The sequence below is a fragment of the Pseudomonas sp. RA_15y_Pfl2_54 genome (genome assembly GCF_963971015.1).
GTDB lineage: Bacteria > Pseudomonadota > Gammaproteobacteria > Pseudomonadales > Pseudomonadaceae > Aquipseudomonas > Aquipseudomonas baetica_A.
In genome coordinates, this window is sequence record NZ_CAXAPN010000010.1 from 1 (window position 1) to 25,132 (window position 25,132).

The 25,132-nt window shown below is 58.7% G+C and carries 22 protein-coding genes and 1 pseudogene; 11 read left to right on the forward strand and 12 right to left on the reverse strand.

Annotated features, from left to right (window positions below):
* Both AACY50_RS09410 and gorA read left to right on the forward strand, forming a co-directional pair.
* A partial coding sequence (locus tag AACY50_RS09410; RefSeq protein ID WP_339538484.1) for a hypothetical protein occupies positions 1–239 on the forward strand: 239 nt, incomplete at its 5' end.
* Positions 223–1,581, forward strand: coding sequence for a glutathione-disulfide reductase (gorA, locus tag AACY50_RS09415; protein WP_339538485.1), 1,359 nt, complete (start codon positions 223–225; stop codon positions 1,579–1,581). The genes AACY50_RS09410 and gorA, both read left to right, overlap by 17 nt.
* Here the strand turns inward: gorA and AACY50_RS09420 are convergent.
* Entirely contained in the window at positions 1,578–2,594 is a 1,017-nt protein-coding gene (locus AACY50_RS09420) for a DNA-binding protein (protein ID WP_339466556.1), read from the reverse strand. The genes gorA and AACY50_RS09420 overlap by 4 nt on opposite strands.
* A gap of 177 nt (positions 2,595–2,771) precedes the next feature.
* On the opposite strand from AACY50_RS09420, the gene AACY50_RS09425 reads away from it, so the two are divergent.
* The 3 genes from AACY50_RS09425 (at position 2,772) to ahpF (ending at position 6,099) form a co-directional block, all read left to right on the forward strand.
* Positions 2,772–3,710, forward strand: coding sequence for a site-specific integrase (locus tag AACY50_RS09425; protein ID WP_339466555.1), 939 nt, complete (start codon positions 2,772–2,774; stop codon positions 3,708–3,710).
* 138 nt (positions 3,711–3,848) lie between these two features.
* On the forward strand, positions 3,849–4,412 hold the full coding sequence (ahpC, locus tag AACY50_RS09430) for an alkyl hydroperoxide reductase subunit C (RefSeq protein WP_007958941.1): 564 nt from the start codon (positions 3,849–3,851) through the stop codon (positions 4,410–4,412).
* Between the two features lie 124 nt (positions 4,413–4,536).
* Positions 4,537–6,099: an alkyl hydroperoxide reductase subunit F gene (ahpF, locus tag AACY50_RS09435; RefSeq protein WP_339466551.1), complete on the forward strand. Its 1,563-nt coding sequence runs from the start codon at positions 4,537–4,539 to the stop codon at positions 6,097–6,099.
* Between the two features lie 83 nt (positions 6,100–6,182).
* On the opposite strand, the gene gloA is transcribed toward ahpF, so the two are convergent.
* On the reverse strand, positions 6,183–6,704 hold the full coding sequence (gene gloA, locus AACY50_RS09440; RefSeq protein WP_339466550.1) for a lactoylglutathione lyase: 522 nt from the start codon (positions 6,702–6,704) through the stop codon (positions 6,183–6,185).
* A 140-nt stretch (positions 6,705–6,844) separates the two neighbouring features.
* On the opposite strand from gloA, the gene AACY50_RS09445 reads away from it, so the two are divergent.
* Positions 6,845–7,363, forward strand: a complete 519-nt coding sequence (locus AACY50_RS09445; protein WP_339466561.1) for a DUF4946 domain-containing protein — start codon at positions 6,845–6,847, stop codon at positions 7,361–7,363.
* Between the two features lie 219 nt (positions 7,364–7,582).
* On the opposite strand, the gene AACY50_RS09450 is transcribed toward AACY50_RS09445, so the two are convergent.
* Together AACY50_RS09450 and AACY50_RS09455 are read right to left on the reverse strand one after the other, a co-directional pair.
* Positions 7,583–7,948: a histone-like nucleoid-structuring protein, MvaT/MvaU family gene (locus AACY50_RS09450; protein WP_221729758.1), complete on the reverse strand. Its 366-nt coding sequence runs from the start codon at positions 7,946–7,948 to the stop codon at positions 7,583–7,585.
* Between the two features lie 235 nt (positions 7,949–8,183).
* Positions 8,184–9,719 carry a cyclic diguanylate phosphodiesterase gene (locus tag AACY50_RS09455; RefSeq protein WP_339466549.1) on the reverse strand — a complete coding sequence of 512 codons (1,536 nt, stop codon included), beginning with the start codon at positions 9,717–9,719 and terminating at the stop codon, positions 8,184–8,186.
* A gap of 448 nt (positions 9,720–10,167) precedes the next feature.
* Between AACY50_RS09455 and hppD the strand changes: the two genes are divergently transcribed.
* Entirely contained in the window at positions 10,168–11,244 is a 1,077-nt protein-coding gene (gene hppD / locus AACY50_RS09460; RefSeq protein WP_339466548.1) for a 4-hydroxyphenylpyruvate dioxygenase, read from the forward strand.
* Positions 11,245–11,309: 65 nt separating this feature from the next.
* Here hppD and rarD read toward each other — a convergent pair whose 3' ends face one another.
* The 4 genes and pseudogenes from rarD to AACY50_RS09480 form a co-directional block, all read right to left on the reverse strand.
* Positions 11,310–12,191 (reverse strand): EamA family transporter RarD, encoded by an 882-nt coding sequence (gene rarD / locus AACY50_RS09465; RefSeq protein WP_339538487.1) that lies wholly within the window; start codon positions 12,189–12,191, stop codon positions 11,310–11,312.
* Positions 12,192–12,388: 197 nt separating this feature from the next.
* Positions 12,389–13,402: an aldo/keto reductase gene (locus AACY50_RS09470; RefSeq protein WP_339507784.1), complete on the reverse strand. Its 1,014-nt coding sequence runs from the start codon at positions 13,400–13,402 to the stop codon at positions 12,389–12,391.
* Positions 13,403–13,470: 68 nt separating this feature from the next.
* Positions 13,471–13,830 (reverse strand): annotated as a pseudogene (locus AACY50_RS09475) (LysR substrate-binding domain-containing protein); the annotation flags it as partial.
* A gap of 15 nt (positions 13,831–13,845) precedes the next feature.
* The gene (locus AACY50_RS09480) at positions 13,846–15,156 is read right to left on the reverse strand and encodes an MFS transporter (protein ID WP_339496015.1); all 1,311 of its coding nucleotides are present in this window, start codon (positions 15,154–15,156) and stop codon (positions 13,846–13,848) included.
* Positions 15,157–15,328: 172 nt separating this feature from the next.
* Here AACY50_RS09480 and AACY50_RS09485 point away from each other — a divergent pair, with 172 nt between their 5' ends.
* The 4 genes from AACY50_RS09485 to AACY50_RS09500 all read left to right on the forward strand — a co-directional run bounded on the left by AACY50_RS09485 (position 15,329) and on the right by AACY50_RS09500 (position 20,822).
* Positions 15,329–16,447 (forward strand): sugar diacid recognition domain-containing protein, encoded by a 1,119-nt coding sequence (locus AACY50_RS09485; RefSeq protein WP_339466543.1) that lies wholly within the window; start codon positions 15,329–15,331, stop codon positions 16,445–16,447.
* A 147-nt stretch (positions 16,448–16,594) separates the two neighbouring features.
* Complete coding sequence (locus AACY50_RS09490; protein ID WP_339538488.1) at positions 16,595–17,734, forward strand: glycerate kinase; 1,140 nt, start codon at positions 16,595–16,597, stop codon at positions 17,732–17,734.
* 233 nt (positions 17,735–17,967) lie between these two features.
* Positions 17,968–19,593 carry a methyl-accepting chemotaxis protein gene (locus AACY50_RS09495; protein ID WP_339496017.1) on the forward strand — a complete coding sequence of 542 codons (1,626 nt, stop codon included), beginning with the start codon at positions 17,968–17,970 and terminating at the stop codon, positions 19,591–19,593.
* A 41-nt stretch (positions 19,594–19,634) separates the two neighbouring features.
* Entirely contained in the window at positions 19,635–20,822 is a 1,188-nt protein-coding gene (locus AACY50_RS09500; RefSeq protein WP_339496018.1) for a pyridoxal phosphate-dependent aminotransferase, read from the forward strand.
* Between the two features lie 111 nt (positions 20,823–20,933).
* On the opposite strand, the gene AACY50_RS09505 is transcribed toward AACY50_RS09500, so the two are convergent.
* From AACY50_RS09505 to AACY50_RS09520, 4 genes are read right to left on the reverse strand one after another with little or no spacing between them, the layout of a single operon-like run.
* Positions 20,934–21,911 (reverse strand): 2-hydroxyacid dehydrogenase, encoded by a 978-nt coding sequence (locus AACY50_RS09505; RefSeq protein WP_339466537.1) that lies wholly within the window; start codon positions 21,909–21,911, stop codon positions 20,934–20,936.
* Positions 21,912–21,924: 13 nt separating this feature from the next.
* Entirely contained in the window at positions 21,925–23,223 is a 1,299-nt protein-coding gene (locus AACY50_RS09510) for an MFS transporter (RefSeq protein WP_339466535.1), read from the reverse strand.
* Between the two features lie 57 nt (positions 23,224–23,280).
* Positions 23,281–24,300, reverse strand: a complete 1,020-nt coding sequence (locus AACY50_RS09515; protein WP_339466534.1) for a sugar kinase — start codon at positions 24,298–24,300, stop codon at positions 23,281–23,283.
* Positions 24,293–25,075, reverse strand: coding sequence for a sugar phosphate isomerase/epimerase family protein (locus AACY50_RS09520; RefSeq protein WP_339538489.1), 783 nt, complete (start codon positions 25,073–25,075; stop codon positions 24,293–24,295). The genes AACY50_RS09515 and AACY50_RS09520 overlap by 8 nt, the downstream gene beginning before the upstream one ends.
* Between the last annotated feature and the right edge of the window lie 57 nt (positions 25,076–25,132).

Here is a 25,132-nt window from a genome sequence, read left to right on the forward strand (position 1 = left end):
GCCCGCCAGTTGATGGCGCTAATGGGCTGAAAGGCCTTTTTTCGTCTGTTGCCCGCACAAAAACAAACGCCCCGAACAAGTCGGGGCGTTTTGTTGGGCCTTCATCAGTGTGTTTTCACACAGTCTGTTCGGGTGGCTTTTTCATTTTGCGCCCTTATATCAATGCAATGCTTGCCCGATGGGTGCCTACAGGTATGCTGATCGCCTGCCGAGGAGATAGAAATGGCCTACGATTTTGACCTTTATGTGATTGGTGCCGGTTCCGGTGGTGTGCGGGCTGCGCGGTTTGCGGCCGGTTTTGGTGCAAAAGTGGCCGTGGCCGAGAGCCGTTATCTGGGCGGTACTTGTGTCAACGTCGGCTGCGTGCCGAAAAAGCTGTTGGTGTACGGGGCGCATTTCGCCGAAGACTTCGAGCAGGCATCCGGTTTCGGCTGGAGTCTGGGGGAGGCCGGTTTCGATTGGGCAACGCTGATTGCCAACAAGGATCGCGAGATCAATCGCCTGAACGGCATTTATCGCAATTTACTGGTCAACAGCGGTGTGACCCTGCATGAAGCTCATGCCAGGATCGTGGGGCCGCATGAGGTTGAAGTCGACGGAAAGCGCTTTACTGCAAAAAATATCCTGATTGCCACGGGCGGCTGGCCGCACATCCCGCAGATTCCGGGGCACGAACATGCGATTGGCTCCAATGAGGCGTTCTTCCTCAAAGCGTTACCTAGACGCGTATTGGTGGTGGGCGGCGGTTATATCGCGGTCGAGTTCGCTGGCATCTTCCATGGCCTCGGTGCAGACACGACGCTGCTGTATCGCGGCGATCTGTTCTTGCGTGGTTTCGATGGTGCGGTGCGCAAGCATTTGCAGGAAGAACTGACCAAGCGTGGGCTGGATCTGCAATTCAATACCGATATCGCGAGCATCGAAAAACAGGCTGATGGCAGCTTGAAAGCCACCCTCAAGGATGGGCGAGTCCTTGAAGCAGATTGTATTTTCTACGCCACCGGTCGCCGTCCGATGCTGGACAATCTGGGACTGGAAAACACCGGCGTGCAGCTCAATGACAAGGGTTTCATCAAGGTCGATGAGCAGTACCAGACCACTGAGCCTTCGATCCTGGCGCTGGGCGACGTGATTGGTCGCGTGCAACTCACGCCCGTGGCGTTGGCCGAAGGTATGGCAGTGGCGCGTCGTCTGTTCAAGCCGGAGCAATACCGTCCGGTGGATTACAAGATGATCCCGACGGCGGTGTTCAGCCTGCCGAACATCGGTACGGTCGGCTTGACCGAAGAGGAGGCCCGAGAGGCGGGGCACGCTGTGGTGATTTACGAAAGCCGCTTCCGGCCGATGAAGCTGACCCTGACCGAGTGTCAGGAGCGTACGCTGATGAAGCTGGTGGTCGACGGCAAGACCGACAAAGTGCTCGGTTGCCATATGGTTGGCCCGGATGCCGGGGAAATCGTGCAGGGGCTGGCGATTGCGTTGAAGGCTGGCGCCACCAAGCGTGACTTCGACGACACGATCGGGGTTCACCCGACGGCCGCCGAAGAGTTTGTCACCATGCGTACACCGGTCGGCGCTTAAGCGTCTTTCGGTTTGGCCGGGTCTGGCGCTGCCGCAACGGTAGCCGCCAGGCGCAGGCTGTCTTCCAGGCTCGCCTGAGTCTTGGTCAACTCCTTTTCCAGTGACTGATTAAGCAACGTCTGTTCTTCGACGCTCTGCTTGAGTGTCTGACTTTCCAGTGATGCCACACGCAAGCGTTCCTGGAGGAGGGTGCGTTCGCTGTCGACCCGGGTGGCCTGCTCCAGCAATTGGTCCTGACGCTGATTGCTCTGTTTGAGCTGCTCCTGCATCAGGCTCAATTCGCGCTGGGTGCCACGGTTCTCGGTGAGCAGGCGCTCGTTGTCGCGATGCAGCTGAGTGATTTCATCCTGTCGAACCAGTGCGCTTTGCTGTGCTTGGCGCAACTCCGCCTGCAGCTGCTGCACCTGGCCTTCGTGGCGGCTCTGTTCCTGCTCACGCTGTTCTTTGCTGGCGTTGCGGTAATGCTCCAGCGCGTCGCGGGCATGCAGGTGTTTTTCTTCTAGCGAGCGAATCTGCTCGTCCTTGTCCTGCAAGCGCAATTCAAAGTCGGCCAATGCCTGATTCAGACCGGCGTTGCGGGTTTGCTCGGTTTGCAGCATCGAGCGGGTGTTGTTCAGTGCTTCGGATTCGCGCTCCAGTGCAGCGCCCTGAATGTCGTGCTGTTGCTCCAACTGCTCGAGCGCCTGGCGGGTCTGCTTAAGCTCCGACTCCAATGCCTCACGCTGCTGCCCAAACGCCTCGCGGGCCTGCTCGATGGGCTCTTGGGCTTGCTCTTTCAGGCGTTGCGCCAGGCGTGAAACCAGTGCTGTGAGCTCGTCATCAATCGGTTGCGCCGATGCCTCGATCGGCTGGGCGCCGTCATCCAGCTCCTTCAAATAGCGATGGATCGTGGTTTTCGAGCCGGTGTTACCCATTTCAATGCGTACGGCATCGATGCTCGGGTGTTCGCCTCGGGCCAGAATCGCTGTGCGCGCGATCTGAACCAGCGCTTTGGTAATGCCGCCACGGGCCATGTGAGCTCCTACGGTTATGTACTGTGGTACATGCCACTAAAGTACGCAGTGTACCATGTCAAAAATAAAGATAAATCTTTGATATTTAAGACGCGGTATATTCTGGTATTACCCAGTGTCAGGTGATTAAATCCGCTTTTTGATCTGCGAATCAGTACGTCAGCGAGAAAACAGCCCATGAGCGATATGGATCGCTATCTGCAAGCCGCCACCCGTGACAACACCCGCCGCAGCTATCGTGCGGCTATCGAACATTTCGAAGTGAGCTGGGGCGGATTTCTGCCGGCCACGGCCGACAACGTTGCGCGGTATCTGGTCGAGCATGCAGGCGTGCTGTCGATCAATACGCTCAAGCTGCGGTTGTCGGCGCTGGCGCAGTGGCACAACAGCCAAGGTTTTGCCGACCCGACCAAAGCACCCGTAGTGCGTAAGGTGTTTAAGGGCATCCGCGCTTTGCACCCGGTCCAGGAGAAGCAAGCCGAACCTCTGCAGTTACGGGATCTGGAGCGAGTCGTTGATTGGCTGGAGCAGGAGGCCAAAGCCGCGAAGGAAAAACAGGATCGACCGCAGTTGCTCAAGGCATCCCGCGATCGCGCGTTGATTCTGCTTGGCTTCTGGCGTGGTTTTCGCAGTGATGAATTGTGCCGCTTGCAGATTGAACATGTGCAGGCGCAGGCCGGCAGCGGCATTACGCTGTATCTGCCACGCAGCAAGAGTGATCGGGAAAACCTCGGGCAAACGTATCAAACCCCGGCACTTTTGAAGTTGTGCCCGGTTCAGGCATATATCGATTGGCTCAACGAAGCCGCTCTGGTGCGCGGCCCGGTTTTCCGTGGCATCGACCGCTGGGGCAATCTGTGCGAGGAGGGCTTGCACGCCAACAGTGTGATACCGCTGTTGCGTCAGGCGCTTGAGCGCGCCGGTATCGCTGCCGAGGGGTACACCAGTCACTCGCTGCGTCGCGGTTTTGCGACCTGGGCTCACCAAAGTGGCTGGGATCTGAAGTCTTTGATGAGTTACGTCGGCTGGAAGGACATGAAGTCAGCCATGCGCTATGTTGAAGCCAGCCCCTTTCAAGGGATGGCCCGGATTACGGATAAGCCGCTGTCGCCCTAGATATCGTTTTCTTCTATTAATACAGCCCGCTAATAGCGAAAACAAATCAGCAGCATCAGGTTTGCCAATGAGCCATCCGTCGAGTGAGTGGGTAGGATTCACCCCATCAACTTCATAACCCCTGACGGAGAGTCATCAATGCCTATCATCAACAGCCAAGTAAAACCGTTCAAAGCTACCGCGTTCAAAAACGGCGACTTCGTTCAAGTCTCGGACGCTGATCTGAAAGGCAAGTGGTCGGTCGTGTTCTTCTACCCAGCCGACTTCACCTTCGTTTGCCCAACCGAGCTGGAAGACCTGGCTGACAACTACGCTGCCTTCCAGAAACTGGGCGTAGAGATCTACAGCGTTTCCACCGACACCCACTTTGCCCACGCGGCCTGGCACAACACCTCGCCAGCCATCGGCAAAATCCAATACACCATGATCGGCGACCCGACTCAGGTTATCTCCCGCAACTTCGACGTGTTGATCGAAGAAGCTGGCCTGGCTGACCGTGGCACCTTCGTGATCAACCCTGAAGGCCAGATCAAAATCGTTGAGCTGAACGATGGCGGCGTTGGCCGTGACGCTTCCGAGCTGCTGCGCAAAATCAAGGCTGCGCAGTACGTTGCTGCTCACCCAGGCGAAGTTTGCCCAGCCAAATGGAAAGAAGGCGAGGCCACTCTGGCTCCGTCCCTGGACCTGGTCGGCAAGATCTAAGTCTGTGACACGCAACTCAGGGCGGGACTCCGCACCTACTTAAGTAAGCTGCACCGCCCAATAGAAAAGCCCGGGCGAGATTCGCTCGGGCTTTTTTTCGCCTTAAATAAAGGAAATCGCCCGTATGTTGGACGCCAATCTTAAAGCCCAGTTGAAATCGTACCTGGAACGGGTCACCCAGCCGATCGAGATCGTTGCTTCTCTCGATGACGGTGCGAAATCCCGTGAAATGCTTGAACTGCTCAAAGACGTTGCCAGTCTTTCGAGCCAAATTACCCTGATCGACAGCGGTGATGACGCACGCAAACCGTCGTTCTCGATCAACCGCCCGGGTGCAGACATCAGTCTGCGTTTCGCTGGCATCCCGATGGGCCACGAATTCACCTCGCTGGTGCTGGCCTTGCTGCAAGTCGGCGGCCACCCTTCGAAAGCCAGTGTTGAAGTGATCGAGCAAATCCGTTCGCTCAAAGGCGAGTTCAGCTTCGAGACTTATTTCTCGCTGTCCTGCCAGAACTGTCCGGACGTGGTCCAGGCGCTGAACCTGATGGCCGTGCTCAACCCGAATATCCGCCACGTCGCCATCGACGGCGCGCTGTTCCAGGATGAAGTCAATGATCGCAAGATCATGGCGGTGCCGAGCATCTACCTCAACGGTGAAAATTTTGGTCAGGGCCGCATGGGCCTGGAAGAAATTCTCGCCAAACTCGACACCGGAGCCATCGAGCGTCAGGCCGAGAAAATCAGCGCCAAACAAGCCTTTGATGTGCTGGTGGTTGGCGGTGGGCCGGCCGGTGCTTCAGCGGCTATCTATGCTGCGCGTAAAGGTATTCGCACCGGCGTTGCCGCCGAGCGTTTCGGCGGTCAGGTGCTGGACACCATGGCCATCGAGAACTTCATTTCCGTACAGGAGACTGAAGGCCCGAAACTGGCAACGGCCCTGGAAGAGCACGTCAAACAGTACGACGTCGATATCATGAACTTGCAACGCGCCGACAAGTTGCTTGCCGGCAAAAACGGCGAGCTGCATGAAGTCCGTTTCGCCAGCGGTGCGACGCTCAAAGCCAGGAGTGTGATCCTGGCGACCGGCGCACGGTGGCGTGAAATGAACGTACCGGGCGAGCAGGAATACCGAAACAAAGGCGTGGCTTATTGCCCGCACTGCGATGGCCCTCTGTTCAAAGGCAAGCGCGTAGCGGTAATCGGTGGCGGTAACTCCGGTGTTGAGGCAGCCATCGACCTGGCCGGTATCGTGTCTCATGTGACGCTGTTGGAGTTCGACGTACAACTGCGTGCTGACGCTGTGTTGCAGCGCAAACTTCACAGTCTGTCGAACGTGACCGTCATAACCAGTGCGCAAACCACTGAAGTGACAGGCGATGGGCAGAAGGTCAATGGCTTGCGTTACAAGGATCGTCAGGCTGACGCGTTGCGTACTGTCGAGCTGGAAGGGATCTTTGTACAGATCGGTCTGTTGCCCAACACCGACTGGCTCAAAGGCACCATCGAGTTGTCACCGCGTGGCGAGATCATTGTCGATAACCGTGGTGAAACCTCGATTCCCGGCATCTTCGCTGCGGGCGACGTGACCACCGTGCCGTACAAGCAGATCGTGATAGCGGTGGGCGAGGGCGCCAAGGCTTCGCTGAGTGCTTTCGATCACTTGATCCGCACTTCGGCTCCGGCGTAAACGTCCGGCCTGAAAACACAAAACCCCATGAGTGATCATGGGGTTTTTTGTGCCTTACACAAAAACAGCGTAGGAGTGTTGAATTACATAGGTGCTGGCTGAATGATCTCGACCCAGTAGCCGTCCGGATCCTTGATGAACGCCAGACTTTTCATGCGGCCATCACTCAGGCGTTTCTGGAAGTCGCAGCCCAGTTCTTCGAAGCGCGCGCAGGCAGCAACGATGTCCGGCACCGAGATGCAGATGTGACCGAAGCCACGCGGATCGGTGTTGCCATTGTGGTAAGCAAAGTCAGCGTCGCTCTCGGTGCCGTGGTTGTGCGTCAGCTCCAGAATGCCCGGGATCGACTTCATCCATTCGGTGCGGGCGGCGGCGTCGGCAGGGATCTGCGCCTTGTCGACCAGTGCGAGGAAATACAGGCTGAACTCGGCGTCCGGGAAATCACGTTTTTCAACCAGCGAAAAACCCAGCACGCGGGTGTAAAAGTCCAGCGACCGGGTGATGTCTTTTACACGCAGCATGGTGTGGTTGAACACGAAGTTGCGGGTTGCGCTGTCTGGCGTGGCCGTGACGCCGGGGAAGGTGTTCAGTTCTTTGAGGCTCATGGGCCCTCCAATAACGATGGGGCGAGTGAATGGACGCAATGATACGCATGCCTGTCGGCATCGCCAAACGAAAGGGCAGGCTTGCCCTCCACGCGGGCGAGCCTCAGACTTTGCCGATCAATCTGCGAGTGTCTGCGGCAATGATCCGACTGTTCAAATCCCTGTTTGTTTACTTTGTCTTTTCGCTAATCGCCATGAGCGTGTTCGCCGGCGAGCCCGATATCACCTGGCCCGCAGGCTGGGAGGTCGAAGCGCTGACTGATGTGGCGCCGCAGGTTTCCCGTCAGCGGGCGGTCAAGAACGATGCCGATGGCAATCAGGTGATGGTGATGGAACTCACGATGACTCGGGTCGAATCGGGTCATCAGGTTAACTTGCAGGGTGTGTTGCTGGAAATGCGCAAGTCGATACAAAAGGACTTTTTCCAGGGGGGGTATCAGAGTGTCTGCAATAAGGTGCATCCGACGATGCTTGGTGCTTTGTCTGCACTGGAGACGACTTGCACAGTGACCGAAAACGGCCGGCATGTGTTATCGCAAACGCTGGTGGCGGCGGTTGATGCGGATAAGGCTTATGTACTTTCCTATGCCGGCCAGGCCGAGGTTTATAAAGCAAGCGCGGAGGAGATCGTGGCGGTGAGAAACAGCTTGAAACTTTAAGTGCCTGTACTTTTCAAGGCATGGTTAGATACCTGAAGGGATTAAGCACAAAGTTTAATGATGGCCATTTTCGCAACATTGCGCGGCAAAATGTTTAGGTCTCATGAGTCGGGGAGGCTACAGAAAGCGCTCAACTTGCACGATGAAATTCATTTCATTTGTTAGATATTGTCAATAAAAAAGCCCTGCTTGATGCAGGGCTTGTTTGTTGGCGTGGGATTAACCGCGCAACCAGGAATCAACGGTGGCTGCACCGTATTGTTCCTTCCAGGCTTTAAGGCCGCGGTGGTTGCCGCCCTTGGTCTCAATCAGTTCGCCGGTGTGCGGATTCTGATAGACCTTGACCACGCGAGCGCGGCGGGTTTTAGGGGCTGCAGTAGTTTGCAGACCGGATTTTGCCGGATTCGGATCGAGAATGGCGATGATGTCTCTCAGGCCTTTGCCGTAGGTTTTCATCAGCCCTTGGAGCTTTTCTTCGAATTCGATTTCTTTCTTGAGCCCGGCATCGTTCTTCAGCGATTCCAGCTGCTTGAGCTGTTCCTGAAGGGCCTTTTCAGCTGCACGAAATTCAGCGAGTCTGGACAATATCTTTACTCCAATAGTGTGTTTGGCTGATACCAACCGCAAACAAAGCTAAAAGCCAAGAGCCTTGTAGCGACTCGGTGATAATTGGCTCACCTGCCAATCTTGCACATGCAAGAAAAATTGTAGTTGTTAATGCCTCAGGAGTAAATCCTGACGTTGTACTTATGTAACAACAGTGGTCTTTTGTATCAATTTGGTGCGCCTTGTGGGCGCGCCACGCTTAATCTCTGGTTAGTTAATGGTGACTTAATGCACTAATGAAGTCTGCCGCCGGCATGGGTTTGCCGTAAAGATAGCCCTGCAGGAAGTTGACGTTGTGGGCAGTCAGATAGTCGGCCTGCGCCTGAGTTTCGACACCTTCGGCAACAATGCCCAGATCCAGCTTGGCCGAGAGTTCGATGATGGTGTCGAGAATATGCCGTGAGAGCGCATCGACGCCGATCATGGCGACGAAGCTCTGATCGATCTTGAGGAAATCCACATTGAATTTGCGCAAATAACCCAGGCTTGAATGACCGGTGCCGAAATCGTCGATGGCGATCATCACGCCCATGGCGTTCAGTTGTTCAAACAGTTGCCGTGTTGTCTCGGTGGGCTCGATCAGCTCGCGTTCGGTCAACTCCAGCACCAGGTTGATGCTCCCGGGTGCGAAGGCGGTGAGAAATTCGCGGCAGTCTTCCACCAGTTCCAGATCCTGACAATGGCTTGCCGTGATGTTGATACCGATGTGAAACGGTGTGGTGAAGGTCGATGACGGTGGTCCCAGCAACGCCGCTGTCTGTCGCATCAAGGCGCGGGTCATTGGCACGATCAAGCCTGAGTGTTCGGCGAACGGAATAAACAGGTCCGGACGCACCAGGCCTTCTTTTGGATGGTTCCAGCGCATCAGCACCTCGGCGCCCGACCACTTTTTGCTCTCGCCATGAACCACCGGCTGGAAGTACGGAATGAATTCGCCGGCATCCAAGGCCCGGAGCATTTCGTGGCTCGGCGAGGTGGCGCGTTTTTGCAGGACATGGCTGATCGCGGCCGAGACCACGCCAAAGAAAACCAGCAGGCTGAACAGCGGCGGATACTCGTGGGTCATGTAGCGCCAGACTTCACCCTTGGGATAGCCCGCCGACACACTGAATGCGTAGCGCGAAGAGTCGAGCGTACTCTGCGCTATCGGCAGTACGGGGAGGGCACCTTTGTGTACCTCGCCATTGGCGGACAGCCAGTTGTCGCCCACTTGCAGCAAGAGCAACCTTTGCGGGCCAATCAACCGCAGCACGTTGCTCAGGTGATAGCCGTCCAGTGTCGTCAATGCACTGCCACGACCTTCGCTGAGTCGATACACCAGCAACGCAGTATTCGGTGTTACCGGGTTGCCGTTCATCAACCACAACTTGCCTTGTGTGTAATCACCAGCGTTGACGGCTTCCTTGTAGTTGCCGAACAACGAACTGCAATAGAGGTTGTGATCCCACACCAGATTGGTCGAGCGCACGAAGGGGCGGCGGGTGACTTGCTCGCGCAGGGCCAGTTTGACGTCCTCGCAACGCTGGCCGGCCAGCGGCAATAACTCGCGGGCCGCTTGGGCGGTGTTGTCGAGCATCAGTTCAAACTGGCGCAATGCCTCCACGGCTGTCTGCTGTGAGCTCTGCTGGAGAGTACGTTCGGCCTGCAGGTAAAGAATCACACTGCCCAGCAACATTGGAAGCAGGCCGCAGAGCAATGTCACGGCAATACGGGTGCTACGTTTGCGGCGAGATCTGACGGTTAGCGGCATAGGCGCATCCTGTGGCTGAAAAATGGGGCTCTCGAATGCAGACCGGGCACCGGTGCAACGCTTACAAACAGTTCGTTCAGGGGGATGATAGATGGCGGATAACGCTTGTGCAGCCGATCAGTAGCCTGCCCGGTAAAGCCAGTGCTGTTCTGTGCGCCGCAACAGACCCCTTGCATCGCCCGCAGAAAAGCGGATTTTATAGAGAGGGCAGACAACCTTATTTACGCTGTGTAGAATCGGTTTACGCATACAATAATAATCGTCTTCTGGCAGCAGAAGCCTCGCCCGCAAGAGCCTTGGGTCGACAATGAAGATATTCGGGTTTCAACTGATCTACGGTGACTTCCTCGCCCGCAGCGTGCGTGGCATCTCCTGCGCTCCGCCCACCGCTCTCAGCATTACTGACAAATAACTCTGGTTAATTTGATAAGAATGATGAGGCGTCACCATGGCAGATTTATACGAAAACCCAATGGGCCTGATGGGCTTTGAATTCATTGAGCTCGCGTCGCCGGTACCCGGCACCCTGGAGCCGATCTTCGAGATCATGGGCTTCACCAAAGTCGCGACCCACCGCTCCAAAAACGTGCACCTGTATCGTCAGGGCGCGATCAACCTGATCCTCAACAACGAACCGAACAGCGTTGCTTCATACTTCGCGGCCGAGCACGGCCCGTCGGTGTGCGGCATGGCATTCCGGGTCAAGGATTCGCAAAAAGCCTACAACCGCGCACTGGAACTCGGCGCTCAGCCGATCCACATCGAAACAGGTCCCATGGAGCTGAACCTTCCTGCGATCAAAGGCATTGGCGGCGCGCCGCTGTACCTGATCGACCGTTTCGGCGAAGGCAGCTCGATCTATGACATCGATTTTGTGTTTATCGAAGGCGTTGATCGCAACCCGGTTGGTGCAGGCCTGAAGATCATCGACCACTTGACCCACAACGTGTATCGCGGTCGCATGGCCTACTGGGCGAACTTCTACGAGAAGTTGTTCAACTTCCGCGAGATCCGCTACTTCGACATCAAGGGCGAATACACCGGCCTGACCTCCAAAGCCATGACCGCGCCGGACGGCATGATCCGCATCCCGCTGAACGAAGAGTCGTCCAAGGGCGCCGGGCAGATCGAAGAGTTCCTGATGCAGTTCAACGGCGAGGGCATCCAGCACGTCGCGTTCCTCACCGACGACCTGATCAAGACCTGGGATCAACTGAAGAAAATCGGCATGCGCTTCATGACCGCGCCGCCGCAAACGTACTACGAGATGCTCGAAGGCCGTCTGCCGAACCACGGCGAACCCGTTGATCAATTGCAGTCGCGCGGCATTCTGCTCGACGGTTCGTCGGAGCAGGGCGACAAGCGTTTGCTGCTGCAGATCTTCTCGGAAACCCTGATGGGCCCGGTGTTCTTCGAATTCATCCAGCGCAAAGGCGACGATGGTTTCGGCGAGGGTAACTTCAAGGCACTGTTCGAATCGATCGAGCGTGATCAGGTGCGTCGTGGTGTGCTCGCCACTGAGTAATACGCAACTGAAATGAAAAATCCCGGCCTGCAGTGATGCAGGGCCGGGTTTTTTTTGTGCTGGATTTAAGATCTGCGTTGGCGCATCAGGTGTTTAAAGCCTTCGAAGATCAACACCAATACAGCCAGCCAGATCGGAATGTACGTCAGCCACTCACCCGACTTGATGCTCTCACCGAGCAACAGCGCCACACCGAGCAGCAACACCGGCTCCACATAACTCAACAACCCAAACAGACTGAAAGGCAACAAACGGCTGGCGATGATGTACACCACCAACGCCGAAGCACTGATCAGGCCCAGCAACGGAATCAGCCACAGCAGCCCCGGGTATTGATCGAACACAGTAAAACCCTGCTCGCCGCCGTGCACGAACCAATAGGCAATCGGCAGCATCAGGCTCATGTCGACCCACAGCCCGCCGAGGTTGTCGGTGTTCAGGTATTTGCGTAGCACGAAGTACAGCGGATAACCGACCACGACCACCAGCGTCGCCCAGGAAAAACCGCCGACCTGATACAGCTCGTTCAACACGCCGAGTGTTGCGAAGAACACCGCCACCTTTTGCAGGTACGACAGGCTCTCGCCGTAGGCGATCCGGCCGGTCAGCACCATCGCCAGAGGCAGCAGGAAGTAGCCCAGCGATACGTCGAGGCTGTAGCCGTTGAGCGGCGCCCACATGAACAGCCACAACTGCACGCCGAGCAGGGCGGCCGAGACGAACAGCCCGGTGATCAGTTTCGGCTTCGATGCCATCAGGCGAACCAGCTCCAGCACCCGACGCCATTCGCCGGACACCAGCATGAACACGGTCATGCATGGCACGGTCAGCAGCATTCGCCAGCCAAAAATCTCCACGCCACTCAACGGGGTGAGCAGCGAAGTGTAGTAATACATGACGGCAAACAGCACCGAGGCTGAAACCGATAGAGCGATACCTTTAGACAAACTGTCCTCGCGGGTGGGTGATCGAACGGGGCGCGAAGGATACGTGGTTTTTGTGCTGAATATTGGCCGGATGTTCAATATTCAGGACATGGTCGTGAATGCTATCGCTGGCAAGCCAGTTCCCGCAGATTGCATGTTGAACGATAGCTTGCGTTTCAACACAGAGCATGGTGGGAACTGGCTTGCCTGCGATGCTTTCAGGCCTGACGCGGTGTACGGCCCGACACAAAATGGCTCACATCATTGAAGCCTGGTGTCGATGAATGCCCCGGCGTCACCAGCGAATCGATAAACGCCTCATCTTCAGCCGTGATCTTCACCGCCTGCGCCTTGGTGTACGCATCCCACTGAGCTTCAGTGCGCGGCCCGACAATCGCCGACGTCACGGCGCTGTTGTTCAACACCCAGGCAATGGCAAATTCAACCATCCCGACCCCGCGCTGTTCGGTGTACTGGTGAATCTGTTGGGCAATGCGCAGCGATTCCACGCGCCATTCGGTTTCCAGAATGCGTTTGTCCTGACGCCCGGCGCGGCTGTTGGCGTCGGGTTTCACGTCCGGCGCGTATTTGCCGCTGAGCACGCCACGGGCCAGCGGGCTATAGGGCACCACGCCCAGGCCATAGGTTTGCGCAGCCGTGATTTGCTCAGCCTCGGCCTGCCGGTTGACGATGTTGTACAGCGGCTGGCTGATCACCGGGCGATCGACGCCGAGGTTGTCAGCGATGCGAATCACCTCGGCAATCCGCCAGCCCCGGTAGTTCGACAGGCCCCAGTAACGAATCTTGCCCTGACGGATCAGATCGCCAATCGCCGAGACGGTGACTTCCAGCGGCGTGTTGTGGTCTTCGCGGTGCAGGTAATAGATGTCGAGATAGTCAGTGGCCAGCCGCGTCAGGCTGGCATCGAGGCCGTTGAAGATGTGTTTACGGCTTAAACCGCTGCGGTTCGGCACACCGTCCACCGGGCCAAAACCGACCTTGCTCGCCACTACCCATTCATGCCGATGGCGGGCAATCGCTTCGCCGACGATTTCTTCCGAGCGACCTTGGGTGTAGACGTCAGCGGTGTCGATAAAATTGATGCCCTGATCCCACGCCTTGTCGATGATGCGCAGCGACTCCTCGGTGCTGGTCTGTTCGCCAAACATCATCGTGCCGAGGGTGAGGGTGGACACCTGCAACCCCGAATGACCCAGTGTGCGATAGCTCATGCCGAAATCCTTTTGTCAGTGGGAAAGCGCTAATCAAATACCAGAATCATCGGATGCGGCAAAGTGAATTATCGACTCAACACAAGGCAGCGCTCGCGCAAAAACGCCTGCAACACCCTGACCTTTTCCGATACCTGCAGCCGATGCGGGCACAGTAAATTGAACGGCACGCTTTCACCCTGCCAGTCATCAAACAGCGTTACCAGTCGCCCGGCGCGCACGTCTTCGGCGACGTCGAGCCACGCCTTGTAGGCGATGCCATGGCCGGCCAATGCCCAGCGGCGGGCGACTTCGCCGTCGTCGCTGAGGTAATCACCATCCACATCGACGTCCAGCATTTGATCGCCGCGACTGAAGTGCCAAGTGTTATAGAGCCCGCCATTACGCAAGTAGAGCAGGGCGCTGTGTTCACTTAATTGAGTCGGGGGAACGTTCTGACGTGATCAGGCCCGCAGCGTGCGCGTCATCCGCAGCGCCAGCAAACTCCCGCCAACAATCACCCCCGCCAGCAGGTACAACGCCAAATCGGTCGAGCCGGTGCTGTCCTTGACCCCACCCACCAGATACGGACTGAGGAACCCGGCCATCTGCCCCATCGAGTTGATCAAAGCCAGACCACCCGCCGCCTCGCCTGCACTGAGCATCGCCGTCGGCACTGGCCAGAACATCGGCAGGCCGGTGAGGGCGCCCATGGTCGCGATGGTCAGCCCTAGAATCGCAATCGCCGGGTTAGCGGCGAAATTCACCGCGATGATCAGACCGCTAGCCCCCATCAGCATCGGCACCACCAGATGCCAGCAACGTTCCTTGTGCAAGTCTGCCGAGCGACCGACCATCAGCATAAACACCGCTGCCAGCAGATACGGGATCGCGCTCAGCCAGCCGATCACCAGGTTGTCGCTGAAACCGAGGTTCTTGATGATTGACGGCAGCCAGAAGTTGATCGCGTAGACGCCGCTCTGGATGCAGAAATAGATCAGGCCAAACGCCCAGATCGCCGGATTCTTGAACACAGCGATCAGCGAATCCGAAGTGGTTTTCGGCTTGTTCGCCAGGTCTTCGGCCTGATCCGCTTCCAGTACAGAGCGCTCATGCGCGGTCAGCCATTTGGCCGTTGCGAAGTTATCGCTGAGCAGGAAGTACGCCAGCGCGCCCAGCACCACGGTCGGAATGCCTTGCAGCAGGAACATCCACTGCCAACCGGCCAAACCAGCTTGTCCGGCGCCAAAATGGTTGAGAATCCAACCCGAAAATGGGCTGCCGAGCAACCCGGAGACCGGGATCGCCGACATGAACAGCGCCATGATCCGGCCACGGCGCAAGGTCGGGAACCACTGCGAGAGGTACAACACCACGCCCGGGAAGAACCCGGCTTCAGCCGCACCGGTAAACAAACGTAAGGTGTAGAACTCGGTCGGTGTGGTGACGAACAACAGGCAGGTCGACAAGACGCCCCAGGTGATCATCATCAGCGCGATCCAGCGCCGTGGCCCGAATTTGCTCAGCGCCAGGTTGCTCGGTACGCCGCACAGCACGTAGCCGATGAAGAAGATGCCGGCACCGAGGCCGTACACGGTTTCGCTGAATTTCAGTGCATCGAGCATCTGCAGTTTGGCGAATCCAACGTTGACCCGGTCGAGGTAGTTGAACAAGTAGCAGATGAAAATGAAGGGGATTAAACGCAAGGTGACGCGTTTATAAACGGCATTCTTTACGTCTTCGATGGTCTGGGTAGCTGCGGCGCTCTGCGACATAGCGGCTCTCTCTTTATTATGATTTTTTGCGATGCAACGGGTAACGTTGATCGCCCCGAGAGTCTCGGCCACCTGTGGCCGGATTGTCTTTGTGCCTGAGCACAGGGTTTACCGCCAGACCCTGTGCGGCTGAACAACGTGTCCGCACCTGTTTTCAAGGATTTCAGCGCTTATGTTCGAACTCGACCACGACCTCGCCCAAGACATCGTTGACCGGGCCATGGCCATTTTGCCCTACAACGTCAACGTCATGGACAGCCAGGGGTTGATCCTTGGCAGCGGCGAACCGGAGCGCATCAACACCCGTCATGAAGGTGCGCAACTGGTGCTGGCCAATGGTCGGGTGGTGGAGATCGACGGCCCGACTGCCCTGCATTTGAAAGGCGTGCAGCCTGGCATCAACCTGCCGCTGCTGCTCGATCAACGCTTGATCGGCGTGCTTGGCATCACTGGCGAACCGGAGCAATTGCGCACCTACGCCGAACTGGTACGCATGACGGCGGAAATGCTGGTGGGCCAGCGCAATCAGCAGGCCGAACAGCAATGGCGCCGTCAGCGTTGCGATGATCTGTTGGCGTTGTTGCTGAGCGAAGCAGGGGATTCGCCGCGCTTGGTCGACGAAGCGCAGCAGATGGGACTCAAGCCGCAATTGACCCGCGTGCCGTATCTGTTCGAGTTGGGGCAGGAACACGGGCCGGGGCAAACTGTCGAGGCGCTGAGTGCCTGGTTGATGTCGCGTTACCCGGATAGCTGGTGCGTCAGTTCGGCGAAGTCGTCGCTGCTCTGGTGTCGGCCGGCGAGTCAGAGCGTGGAGCATGATCGTTTGCTGGAGAAACTCGATGGCCTGGGCTGGAATGTTCTGCGCATCGCCGTCGGCGGACAGGCGGATGGGCTGGCCGGGTTGCGCCGTTGTTATCGACGGGTAGGCGATTTGCTCGCTTATGGCCGTGAGGTGCTGCCGCACTCGCGATTGCTGATCCTCAATCGTTATCGGCTGCCGGTCATGCTGTGGCGCCATCGTAACGATGATGCGCTGGACGAGTTGCTCAAACCGTTACGCAAAGTCATCGCCAAGGACGGTAACGGTCAATTACTGGCGACGCTGCGCAGTTGGTGTGAACACGATGGGCAGAGTCAGGCGTGTGCCGATGCGCTGGGGATTCACCGCAATAGCCTGCGCTATCGGATGGAGCGGATTGCCGAGATCAGTGGAGTGGACCCGTTACGGCTGGAGGGGATGCTGGCGCTGTATCTTGGCGTGCAGCTTTTGCCGCAGACAGACCCGGGTTAGTCGCTGATCTCAATGACGCCTTCGCGAGCACGTCTTCATGGCTTTTGTAGAAATGAACAATAAACGCCCGCAACAATTGTGCGACGGACAGGCGTCAATGCTCATGCCGACTGGCAGCATGAGGGGCATTGGAACTGGAGAATTCACATGAAGATCGTCATCGCCCCCGATTCGTTCAAGGACAGCCTGAGTGCCCAAGGCGTCGCCGAGGCCATTGCGCTGGGGCTGGGGCAAGTCTGGCCGCACGCCACGCTGGTCAAATGCCCCATGGCTGACGGCGGCGAAGGTACGGTCGAGTCGATTCTCGCCGCGTGCGAAGGCGAGTTGCGCCGCACCCGCGTGCGTGGCCCGTTGGGCGCACCGGTTGACGCGGCGTGGGGCTGGTTGCCGCACAACCACACGGCGATCATCGAAATGGCCGAGGCCAGCGGCCTGCAACTGGTGCCGCCGGGGCAGCGTAATGCCTGTATCAGCAGCACCTTCGGCACCGGCGAGCTGATTCGCGCCGCGCTGGATGCCGGGGCACAGCGGGTGATCCTGGCGATTGGCGGCAGTGCGACCAATGACGGCGGCGCCGGGGCACTGCAGGCGTTGGGGATCAAACTGCTTGATGCACAAGGGCAGACGCTAATGCCGGGCGGTCTGGCGTTGGCGCAATTGGCGCGGCTGGATCTCACTGGCCTGGACGAGCGTCTGGCCGAGGTGCGTTTTGACATCGCGGCGGACGTCAACAACCCGCTGTGCGGCCCCCACGGTGCTTCGGCGATCTTTGGTCCGCAGAAAGGTGCATCGCCTGCGCAGGTTCAACAACTGGATCAGGCACTTGGGCACTACGCCGAACTGTGCGCGCAGGCGTTAGGCAAAGACGTTCGTGATGAACCGGGCAGCGGGGCGGCGGGTGGCTTGGGTTTTGCCGCCAAGGCATTTCTCGGCGCGCAATTTCAGGCGGGCGTTGAGGTGGTCGCCGAGTTGGTGGGGCTGGCAGAAGCGGTAAAAGGCGCCGATCTGGTCATCACTGGCGAAGGGCGTTTCGACGCGCAGACCTTGCGCGGCAAGACCCCGTTCGGCGTGGCGCGGATTGCCAAACAGCACAAGGTGCCGGTGATCGTCATCGCCGGGACATTGGGCGAGGGTTATCAGGAGCTCTACGCCCATGGCATCGATGCAGCATTCGCTGTGACCAGTGGCCCGATGACGCTGGAACAGGCCTGCGCCGAAGCGCCTCGACTGTTGCGTGAGCGCGCCACTGATATCGCGCGTGTCTGGCAACTCTCCAGCCAACGCTGACCCACTCTGGAGCCACCTTCGGCTGCTCCGCAATCAGGGTGTGCACATTGTTCCAATTGTGTAACACCCTGAAAAATATTTGCGCTTGACCCAGAAACTTCCTAAAGCCTGGCCGATACAACCAATAGGCGCGCACAAGAACATCAACCCCCGTGACGCCGGACTGAAGCCTGCTCCACAGGCCAATGATCACGGCAAGGACGCTCGTAGTTTCTATCTTTCGAGAGTCCACTATGTCCTTGCGTAACCTGAATATCGCGCCCCGTGCTTTCCTCGGTTTTGCCTTTATCGCCTTGCTGGTAATTGTGCTCGGCATGTTCGCCGTCAATCGCATGTCGACCATCCGCCAGGCCTCCATCGACATGGACACCAACCAACTGCCGAGCGTGACGCAGCTTGGTGTCATGACGGAAAACGTTCTGCGCCTGCGGATTCTGTCGTTTCGCGTGCTGGTCAATCGCGAACCCGCCGGTCTACAGGAAGCACAGACCCGCATTGCTGTACTGGTCGATAAAGTCCGCAGCGCCCAGGCCGCCTATGCTGCGCTGCCGGCAGGCACAGAAGAGCGAGCGCTGTATCAGACCTTCACGGCGACGCTGGACAACTATCTGCAAGCGCAAAACCAGATGTTGGAGCTGTCCCGTCAGGACAAGCTCGATGAGTTGCGCACGCTGATCAACACGCGGATCAAGGACGGCACCGACCGGATGGGCGAGCAGCTCAACAAACTGATCGCGATCAACGGTGCAGGGGCGAAAGCAGCCTCCGAGCAGGCCAGTGACTATTACGACAGCGCCATCACCGGCATCATCATCGTCGCGGTCGTTGCCGCGCTGGCGACCGTGTTGCTGGCCTGGCTGCTGACCCGCAGCATCGTCACACCGCTGAACCGCGCAGTGGCGGCCGCGCAAACCATCGCAGGCGGCAACCTCACCACCCTCATCGAAGTCGATGGCAAGGACGAACCGGCGCGCCTGCTCGAAGCCCTTGTGGCCATGCAAACGAACCTGCGTAAAACCATCGAGCAGATTGCCGGCTCCGCCACACAGTTGGGGGCCGCCGCCGAGGAACTCAGCGCCGTGACCGAAGAGGCCTCCCGTGGCCTGCAACAGCAGAACAACGAAATCGAACAAGCGGCTACCGCTGTCAACGAGATGACCGCCGCTGTTGAAGAAGTGGCGCGCAATGCCGTGTCGACCTCCGAAGCCTCGAACCAATCGACCCACGCCGCGCGCGAAGGTCGCGATCAGGTGGTGAAAACCGTCGACGCGATCCAGACCATGACCCACGACGTGCAGAACACCGCGCACATGGTCGAAGGCCTCGCAGCGCAGGGGCGCGACATCGGCAAAGTGCTCGACGTGATCCGCGCCATCGCCGAACAGACCAACCTGCTGGCTCTCAACGCAGCCATCGAAGCGGCACGTGCCGGTGAGGCCGGACGCGGTTTCGCCGTGGTTGCCGACGAAGTGCGAGCGCTGGCCCATCGCACGGCGCAGTCGACGCAGGAAATCGAAAAAATGGTTGCCGGCATCCAGAACGGCACTGGCGAAGCGGTTTCGTCGATGCAGCAAAGCAACCAGCGCACCCAAACCACGCTGGAAATGGCCCGCGCCGCCGGTGTGGCACTGGAGCAAATCACTCAGTCGATCCACCAGATCAACGAGCGCAACCTGGTGATCGCCAGCGCCTCGGAAGAGCAGGCGCAGGTGTCCCGTGAAGTTGACCGCAATCTCGTCAACATCCGCGACCTGGCCACGCAATCGGCCGCAGGCGCCAACCAGACCAGCGCCGCGACCCACGAACTGTCGCGTCTGGCGGCGGATTTGAACGCCATGGTGGCGCGTTTTGTGATTTGAGATAGGGTGAAGGCTGGAGACCGCGCCATCAGGAGACGTACATGCGCTATTCAGCCTTGACCCAACGAATCGCCGGGGAGGGTGCAGCGGCCTGGCAGATTCACGACCGAGCGCTGGCGTTGCGCGCCGAGGGTGTCGATATATTGCTGCTGAGCGTGGGCGATCCGGATTTCGATACGCCGCTGCCGATTATCCACGGCGCCATCGACAGTTTGCTGGCAGGTGATACCCATTATTCCGAAGTGCGCGGCCGTTTGGCGCTGCGCCAGTTGATTGCCGCACGCCATCGGCGGCGCAGTGGTCAAACGGTCGATGCCGACCATGTGATTGTCATGCCCGGCGCGCAATGCGCGGTGTATTCGGTGGCGCAATGCCTGCTCGATCCGAGTGACGAGGTGATTGTCGCCGAGCCGATGTACGTGACCTACGAAGGCGTGTTTGGCGCCTGTGGCGCGACGGTGGTGCCGGTGCCGGTACGGCCGGAAAACGGCTTTCGCGTAGACCCCGCCGATGTCGCCGCGCGCATCACCCCCAAGACCCGCGCCATGCTGCTCAACAGTCCGAACAATCCCAGCGGGGCTAGTTTGCCGCTGCTGATCTGGCAGGAACTGGCGGCCTTGTGCATTCGTCACGATTTGTGGCTGATCAGCGATGAGGTCTACAGCGAACTGCTTTACGAGGGCGAGCACGTCAGCCCGGCGAGCCTGCCGGGCATGGCCGAGCGCACCGCGACGATCAATAGCCTGTCCAAATCCCACGCCATGACCGGCTGGCGCATCGGCTGGATGATCGGGCCGAAATCATTGGCTGAGCACTTGGTAAACCTGTCGCTGAGCATGTTGTTCGGCTTGCCGGATTTCGTCCAGAAAGCCGCGCAAGTGGCGCTGGAAACGGATTTGCCCGAAGTGACGCAGATGCGCGAGGAGTATCGCCTGCGTCGCGATCTGGTGTGCGAGCGGTTGCGCGGCTGTCCGGGTTTGCAGCCGATCCGGCCGGATGGCGGGATGTTCGTGATGGTCGATATCCGCCAGACCGGGCTCGGCGCGCAGGCGTTTGCCGAGCGGTTGCTGGAGGGCTATGGCGTGTCGGTGCTGGCCGGTGAAGCCTTCGGGCCGAGTGCGGCGGGGCATATTCGCATCGGGTTGGTGGTCGACCGGGTGAAACTGGCCGATGCCTGTGCGCGGATTGCCCTGTGTGCGGCGCAGTTGTTACAGATGCGCCGTGCCTGAGGGGTTTTGTGTTGCCTGAACGGGCCCCTTCGCGAGCAAGCGCGCTCCCACAGTGGCGTGCATTTCAAATGCGGGCTTGCTCGCGAGAACGGTCTGTCAGGCGACGGTTTTTCAGCCTTGCCAGGCCAATGGATTGACCAGATTCAAAGGCTTCTCCCCACTCAACGCCAGCAACAGATTCTCCACGGCACAGCGTGCCATCGCCTCGCGTGTCTCGTGGGTCGCCGATCCCATATGCGGCGTCGCCACCACATTATTGAGCTGCAACAACGGCGAGTCCTGATTCAACGGCTCACGCTCGAACACATCCAGGCCCGCCGCGCGAATCCGGTTATGGCGCAGTGCATCGATCAGCGCCTCCTCATCGACAACCTTGCCCCGGGAGATATTGATGAAGATGCTTTGCGGGCGCATCAGCGCGAACTGCTCAGCGCCGATCAGCCCTTCGGTTTGCGCGGTCAGCGGCAAGGTCAGGCAGATGAAATCGGCTTGCTTCAGCAAGTCTTCAAGGCTGCGGTACTGCGCATCAAAGCGATCCTCTACTGCCGGCTTACGCGACTGGCTGTGATAGATCACCGGCATGCCAAAGCCGAAATGTCCGCGCTGGGCCAATGCTTCGCCAATGCGGCCCATGCCGATGATGCCCAGCGTCTTGCCGTGCACATCGGTGCCGAAATGTGCCGGCCCGATGCTGCGCTGCCATTGGCCGCTGCGCACCATGTTGGCCAGTTCCACCACGCGCCGGGCCGCCGCCAGGATCAAGGCGAAACCGGTGTCGGCGGTGGTTTCGGTGAGTACGTCCGGGGTGTTGGTCAGCAGGATCTTGCGCCGCGTCAGGTAGTCGATGTCGTAGTTGTCGACGCCCACCGAAACGCTGGCGATGGCTTCGAGTTGTGGCGCCAGATCGAGCAACGGCGCATCGAGTTTCAGGCTGGCGCCGAGCAAGCCTTGGGCGCGGGGCAGGGCATCGCGCAGTTGCATGAGGCCGTCGGCATCGAGGCTGTCGATCAGCGTCACTTCGCACTGTTCTTGCAAACGCGCCATTAGCGCGGGCGAAAGTTTCTTGTACAACACGACCTGTTTTTTCATGGCAAAAGTCTCTTCAGGAATGAGCTGGCACGGCCCGCTTGGCGACGGCTTTGGCGACGACGCGATCACTGGCGCCGGGCTTGAGAAAAATCGTCAGTACCACCGACAGCATGAGCGCACCACTCATCAGCAGGTACGAAGCGCCAGGCGAGCCGGTGGAGCTGTTCAAATAACCGACCAGATAGGAGCCGCCGAACGAACCGAGCGCACCCATGCTATTGATCAGCGCCATCGCGCCGCCGGCAACGTTGGCCGGCAGAATTTCCGGGACGATGGCAAAGAACGGCCCGTAAGGTGCGTACATGCAGGCGCCGGCAATCACCAGCAGCGTGTACGACCACCAGAAATGATCGGCGCCGAGCGCGTAGGAGCCATAAAACGCAATCGAGGCGATCAGCAGCGGCGGCCAGACGAAGCGTTTGCGTTTTTGCAGTTTGTCCGAGCCCCACGAAACGACGAGCATGCCGATCACCGCCGCCAGATACGGCAGCGCCGACAGCCAGCCGGCCTCGATCATGTCCATTTGCGCGCCGGCCTTGAGGATCGACGGCAGCCACAGCACAAAGCCGTAGACGCCAATGCTCCAGCAGAAAAACTGCAGGGCCAGAATGATCACCTTCGGCGAGCGGAATGCCTCGGCATAGTTTTTCACCGCTTTGATCCCGACCTGTTCGGCGGCCAGGGCACTTTCCAGATCCTGCTTTTCCTGGTCGTTGAGCCACTTGGCCTGGGCCGGACGATCATCGGCCAGACGCCACCAGATAAACGCCCACAGCACCGCCGGCAAGCCTTCGATGATGAACATCCAGCGCCAACTGAAATGCTGCACCAGATACCCGGAAACCACCGACATCCACAGCATGGTCACCGGGTTGCCGAGGATCAGAAAGGTATTGGCCCGCGAGCGTTCGGCGCGGGTGAACCAATGGCACAGGTACACCAGCATCGCCGGCATGACTGCCGCTTCGACAACGCCGAGCATGAAGCGGATGACGATCAGCCAATAGGCGTTGGAGACCACGCCGGTCAACGTGGCGAGGCCACCCCAAAGGATCAGGCTGACGAAAATCAGTTTCTTCACGCTGTGTTTTTGCGCGTAGATGGCGCCCGGGACCTGGAAGAAAAAGTAGCCGAGGAAGAACAGCGCGCCGAGCAGCGAGGACAGGCCCGGGGTGATCATCAGGTCGGCGGCCATGCCGGACGCAGCGGCGAAACCGTAGTTGGCGCGATCCAGATACGCCAGGCTGTAGGTGATGAACACGATGGGCATGATGTACCACCAGCGGCGGGTGGCGAGGGTTGCGGTTTTCATGGGTCTTGCTCCTGAGCTTGTTGTTTTTGTCGCAGCAGGTTCAAATTTTGACGCTGATCAAGCGGGCCTCTTCGCGAGCAAGCCCGCTCCGGCAGTGGAATGCGTTTCATATGTGGGAGGGGGCTTGCTCGCGAAGGCGGCTTCAAATTCAGCGGATAACTCCTGGCGGGTCGGCAAACCTTCCATATCCCCGCGACTCTGCACCGCCCGACTACCAATCCAGTTCGCGCGCTGCACCGCCTCGGCAAAACTCTGGTGCTCAAGCAGGGCACTGATCATCCCCACTGCGAAGCCATCGCCGGCACCCACCGTGTCGATGACATTGGCCACCGGCACCCCGGCGACAAATCCCTGATCCAGATGCGTGCGGTAATAGGCACCCTCTGGGCCAAGCTTGATCGCCACCGCCTCAGCACCCTGGTCCAGATAAAACGCCGCAATGTCCGCCGGGTCGTCGAAACCGGTGAGCAAACGACCTTCACTCAACCCCGGCAGTACCCAATGGGCGAGGGCGGCGAGGCGGTTGATCTGGCTGATCATCTCGCGCTCGCTGGCCCACAGGCTCGGGCGCAGATTGGGGTCGAACGATACGCTGCGCCCGGCGTTGCGCATGCGGGTCATCAACTCAGAGGACATCTCCCGCGCCGAGGCCGAGAGCGCTGGAGGGATGCCCGTCGCATGCAGATGGCGAGCGCTCAGCAGATGGGTCGTAATCGACTGTGGCGACAAATGACTGGCCGCCGAGCCTCGACGGAAATATTCGACTTGCGGGTCGCTGCCATCGTCGGTGCGGGACTTGAACTGGAAACCAGTGGGGTGCGCCTTGTCGACATCAACATGGCTGCAATCCAGACCTTCCTTGATCAAGGTCTCGACCACAAAGCGTCCGAGCGAATCGTTGCCGACCCGACTCAGCCAAGCCACATTGAAACCCAGCCGCGAAAGCCCGATTGCCACGTTGCTATCGGCTCCGGCAATACGTTTATGGAAGTGCTCGACCGCCGCCAGATCACCGCATTGCTCGGCCACCAGCATCGCCATGGTTTCGCCAAACGACAGAATATCGATCTCAGACATGAGCAGGCTCCAGACGGCATTGGCCGAGACGGGCGAGGGTGGTGACGTGTTCGCGGGTCAACTCGACCAGATCATCACCCTGCAATGGATACTCGGCCGCGCGCATAACGCCTTGAGCCATGTGCCTCAGCAGTTGTTCCCACAAATGCAGATCGCTCGCGGCGGGCGGCACTGCCACCCGTTTGCCGTCGGCGCGGCGGGCCACGGCTTTGCAATGCACGTAACCGACGTGGCGACCGAGCAGGCGCGCGGCGTTGGTGGCGGACTGGTCCTGCCACTGCCAGTTGCCGATGTCGAAGGTCATTTTGATCGGCAGGTTGTGTGCTTCGATGGCAGTGAAGAACCGCTGAAACGGCTCGATCCGCCCGCCGTGCAGAGTCTGGTCGTTCTCTACCAGCAACTGCACCTCGATATTGCCGAGCAATGGCTTTAGGGCTGACAGATCGCAGTTGTCGGTGAAGTAGCCGAGTGAAACCTTCAGCCACTTCGAACCGAACGCCTCGGCGTGTTGCAGGGCAGTAATCAACTCCGGGTTGGGATGGGACTGGCCGGCCAGCCACAGTTCGGTCGGCGACGAATAGATGCTTTGCAAACCCAGCGCCTGAGTGGCGGCGCTCAACTGCGCGGGTACTTCTCGGGTCAGCAATTCCTCGCGCCACTCGATGCGATCAGCTCCGGCGGCAGCCAATACGTCGATAAAAAAATCTTGCCCGCGCAGACGTACAAGCTCGGCGCCGTAGCTGGACAGGCTGATGGAAACAGCAGGTCTATTCATTGTTGTGTACCTCTGAAACCGGTTTCATTTTTGTTTAATTTTTTTTCAGATGTTTCT